We start from the raw sequence: 3,016 nt of genomic DNA on the forward strand, positions 1-3,016 counted from the left end.
TTACAAATGAAAAAATCGGCTACCCAAGCCACGGTCTTCGACCGGGTAGCGGCGGGTTTGGCCCTGGCGTGCGGGCTGGTCATGCTGGGTTACGCTGCCTACGGGATCATCGGTTTGCAGAATTATTTCGTCGCCATTCTATTTGCGGTTTTTGGAACTTTAATTTCGGTCAACGCGCGGAAGGATTTACAGCTATTTTTTGGCAAAATCGACTCGGAGAAGATGCACTGGTACTTTGGGCACATTAGCAAGATCATGGGAGCGTACATCGCTACTGTTACCGCCTTTTGTGTAAACATGACGCGCTACTTGCCCGAAGACGCCTCAGTTTATCTCCAACTGATCCCGTGGTTCGCACCAGGAGTACTGCTGGGCGTTGGGACAGCTTACTACGGCAAGCGGCAGCGTGAGAAGCGAAAGATGCCCGTCAAGTACGGTTTCCTGACGGGCATAGTTCGGCGGGTGCTGGTGCACTGAATCAGGCGTAGCCCATTTCCTGCTTACCAAACATCTCGGCGCAGGACTGTATAAACTGCTGCACCGCCTGCCGCCGCCGCCGGGCAATGGGTAGTTTGGTACCGTTGGTAAGTGTGATTTCATCACGGTCGTAGTGGGCGATGTGATCCTTGTTGATAAGGCCCGAGCGATTTACGCGCACGAAGCTCTGGGCGTTCAATCGCTCCTGAATGATTTTCAAAGTGGTAGCGACAGTGAGCTTGCGCCCGTCGGCAAAATGAACGTGCGTGTAGTTGCTGTCGCCTTTGCAGAGGACAATTTCATCGGGCTGTGCGTGTTCGTAAGCTCCGATGTGTACAGAATTTTGGGGGATAGATAGTGATGATGTATTCATGGTTAACAGGTTTAGGGTTTTTGGTTCTAATTCCTTAGTCGTGGAAAGGCACGACGGAGGAAACAGGTACTTTGAAAAAAGTCCTGCTGCGATCCCAATGGACCGCAGCAGGACGTACTAGTGAGCCGGAAGTACTTAAGGAAAATCATTTCTGGCCCGGACAACCAAATCCACCATTTCGGAGCCACCCGAGGCTGAGTTTTGGCTGGAAGTCTGGCCGCTTTGCACGGCTACCGCGTGGGGGCCGTTGGACCACCAGGCAAAATAAGGCCCACCCGACTGGCCAGGAAACACGTCACCCTGGTGGAATATTCGGGTATGTCGGTCGGCATCCCAGAACGAGCCGTCCATCGGGATACTACCCTGGTAGCAGGGTCTTGCCCCGGAGTTCAAGTCCGCAGGATAGCCTACGTGCGACCAGTAAGGGGAATTATCCCAGCTATCTGTCCAGCTTTTGGCACCCATCCAGCCCGTGAGGTTACCCATTCGGCGGTCCAGCACCACCACCACGTAGTCGTGCTGCCCTTCGTTTCGATTGATGGTGGGGCCAGTGACTTTCACCCGGTAATAGATACGCGTTCCCCATGCCGTTCCGAAGGGTGCGGATCCATCGAAGGAAGCGGGCGTAAAGCTGATCCAGCCAGCGCCGTTGCTGGTCCACTGAATCACATGACTTACGGTAAGGAGGTGACGGGGGCCGATCATCACGCCAGACCCCGAACCCAGGGCCGTTCTGACCTTACCTACGGTACCCCAGGGATAAGAGGAGTTGAGGAACAACTGCCTGTTGTCAGCCCCGAAAATCGTAGTAGCGTAGTGTAAATCCTCTTTGTCGGGTAGTTTCTCGAAATATTTTTTGCTGCGGGTAAAAGACCTGGGCAGATCACCGGGATCCAAATCCAGGGCCAGGTGATCGGGCCGGAAAGGAGGTAGTTCAGTGAATCCGTCGGGGTCGATGACGAAATCGTCTTTTCCGACAAACTTCTGCTCGATGTCTTTCGGAAAATGGTACTTGCCGAACTCCGGCACCTTTACCCTCAGATCAATTTCATTCAAATTGTCCGAGACGTTCATCCCGATCCGTTCGATGGAAGTACCGGGCGGAATATTCAGGTTTCCGGTCAGTAGGTTGATGTCGAGCGTCGAAACGTCAAGCTTTGCTCTCGCTTTCTCGGACTTCATCTCTTTTTTCAGTTCTTCGGGAGAGAAGGGCGGCTCAATTTTGTCATCGCCCTTTTTAGCTTTGCTGTAGTCTGCCATGTTTTCTGATAAATGTTTAGGGTAAATAAATAATGGTTATCGGTCTTTGAGTCGAAAGATTGACCTGAACTGGAAACAGAAAAGCGCTGATTTTGAGAAAAACAGGGGTTTTTACGTATATTTCCCCGGACAAGTCACGTGCGTATGAGATTGCTGCAGAAGTCCCCTCCCGATTCGAGTATTATTCAGGGTATCCTTGCCGGAGGTACAAGCCGACGACTTTACGAAAATCAGCTCTACGAAAAGTACCAGTACTTCATCGAGCAAGGCGAGCGCAAGCACAGTCGCCTATCTGCCGACGACTGCTCAATGGTCTATTCCGACGCGGTACTCACTGTGATCGAGCATGTTTCCGGCAACCGCTTCGAGGGCCGCGCGGAGCTGAAAACCTATCTTTATAAAATATTTAGCAACAAATGTGTTGACCTTATTCGTAGAAATACGACTAATAAAGCAGAGGTACACCAAACCGATGGACTTAGCGACTACCTGAACCTACTGCCCGACGACACTCACACCGCAATACAGCAACTCGTGCAGCAGCAGGACGCCCAGCTACTCGGCCAACGACTCAGTGAGCTGGGCGATAAGTGCCGCCAAATGCTGATGGCCTGGGGGGAGGGATTTAAGGATGAAGACATTGCCAACCAAATGAGCTACCAATCGGCCGCCGTAGTCAAGACCAGCCGCCTGCGCTGTATGAAGAAGCTCAGGGAGTTGTACCTGAGCGGCAGTTAGGCCAGAAAGAAGATTTAACCTAATCTGAAAGAATGAACAACCACATCGAAGATTACTTCAACGAAAATTTACCCCCACCCGAACGATCGCAGTTCGAAGAAAATCTACGCCAAAATCGACAGTTGCAGGAAGAGGTAGCCTTTTACCTTAAAACCCAAGAAGTGTTAC

Annotated in this window: 3 protein-coding genes and 1 pseudogene; 2 read left to right on the forward strand and 2 right to left on the reverse strand. The window is 51.7% G+C overall.

The window, feature by feature from the left end; genetic code table 11:
* Nucleotides 1-477 (forward strand): annotated as a pseudogene (locus ACEW8P_RS02260) (hypothetical protein); the annotation flags it as partial.
* A 1-nt stretch (nt 478) separates the two neighbouring features.
* On the opposite strand, the gene ACEW8P_RS02265 reads toward ACEW8P_RS02260, so the two are convergent.
* Nucleotides 479-850 (reverse strand): LytR/AlgR family response regulator transcription factor, encoded by a 372-nt coding sequence (locus tag ACEW8P_RS02265; protein ID WP_373511490.1) that lies wholly within the window; start codon nt 848-850, stop codon nt 479-481.
* A 135-nt stretch (nt 851-985) separates the two neighbouring features.
* Nucleotides 986-2,110: a serine protease gene (locus ACEW8P_RS02270; RefSeq protein ID WP_373511491.1), complete on the reverse strand. Its 1,125-nt coding sequence runs from the start codon at nt 2,108-2,110 to the stop codon at nt 986-988.
* Nucleotides 2,111-2,254: 144 nt separating this feature from the next.
* On the opposite strand from ACEW8P_RS02270, the gene ACEW8P_RS02275 reads away from it, so the two are divergent.
* Nucleotides 2,255-2,848, forward strand: coding sequence for an RNA polymerase sigma factor (locus tag ACEW8P_RS02275; protein ID WP_373511492.1), 594 nt, complete (start codon nt 2,255-2,257; stop codon nt 2,846-2,848).
* Nucleotides 2,849-3,016: the final 168 nt, after the last annotated feature.

Origin of the sequence: Persicitalea sp. (assembly GCF_041751555.1) — a bacterium.
Lineage (GTDB): Bacteria > Bacteroidota > Bacteroidia > Cytophagales > Spirosomataceae > Persicitalea.